Here is a 1,110-nt window from a genome sequence, read left to right on the forward strand (position 1 = left end):
GTCCAGTTCACCCAGCCAAACACCCAAGTCGCCAGAATCAACAAACCAAAACCGATCCGGTACCACGCGAACGCGGCGTAGCTATGGTTGGCGATGAATTTCAGCAGGCCACGCACGGCGATCATCGCGAAGATGAATGCGGTGACGAAGCCGAGGGCGAAGACTGGCAGGTCGTTGGGTTGGAACAGGTCGCGGTATTTGTAGCCGGAATACACAGCGGCGCCGACCATGGTCGGCATGGCGAGGAAGAACGAGAACTCGGTGGCGGCTTTGCGCGAAAGGCCGAAGAGCAGACCGCCGATGATGGTCGAGCCGGAACGCGAGGTGCCGGGAATCATCGCCAGGCATTGTACGAAACCGACCTTCAACGCGTGAGACCAGCGCATGTCGTCGACATGTTCGACGCTGACTACATGGCTGCGCTGTTCGGCCCACAACATGACGATGCCGCCGACAACCAGGGCCACCGCAACGGTGATCGGGTTGAACAGGTATTCATGAATCGCGTCGGCGAATAACACGCCGAGGATAACGGCCGGGAAAAACGCGATCAGTAGATTAAGGGTGAAACGTTGCGCGTTGCGCTCGGTGGGCAGGCCTTTGACGATTTCGAAGATCTTCGGACGAAACTCCCAGACCACAGCAAGAATGGCCCCCAGTTGAATAATGATGTTGAACGCCATCGCGCGTTCACCGCCGAATTCAAGCAGGTCGGCGACAATAATCTGGTGGCCGGTACTCGAGATGGGCAGGAACTCAGTCACGCCTTCTACCGCGCCTAATATCAATACCTGGAAAAGGGTCCAGAAATCCATTAATCCTCCGTCAGAGCACTCAGGGTGAGCGACCAGTCAATAACACTCAGGGTTGAGTATCTGAGTTACATAATTGGCGCATATGAAGATCAAAGATCGCAGCCTTCGGCAGCTCCTGCATTGGGAATGCATTTCCCTGTAGGAGCTGCCGAAGGCTGCGATCTTTTGATTTCGAAGAATAGGTCTAACGAATAGCCACACTCAAGTCATGTTAGTAATCGTCGGCCGACGAACTAAACTGAAAAAATTTACATCTATTACTACAAATATTTCAGTTCAGATATGAAGTGTGATC

1 protein-coding gene is annotated in these 1,110 nt (G+C 53.5%); it reads right to left on the bottom strand.

The features are described 5' to 3' along the window. Positions 1–815 (bottom strand): undecaprenyl-diphosphate phosphatase (locus tag D6877_RS06365; RefSeq protein ID WP_130910231.1); only part of this gene is annotated, 815 nt, incomplete at its 3' end. Between the last annotated feature and the right edge of the window lie 295 nt (positions 816–1,110).

The sequence above is a fragment of the Pseudomonas sp. Sample_9 genome (assembly GCF_004307535.1).
Classification (GTDB): domain Bacteria; phylum Pseudomonadota; class Gammaproteobacteria; order Pseudomonadales; family Pseudomonadaceae; genus Aquipseudomonas; species Aquipseudomonas mercuritolerans.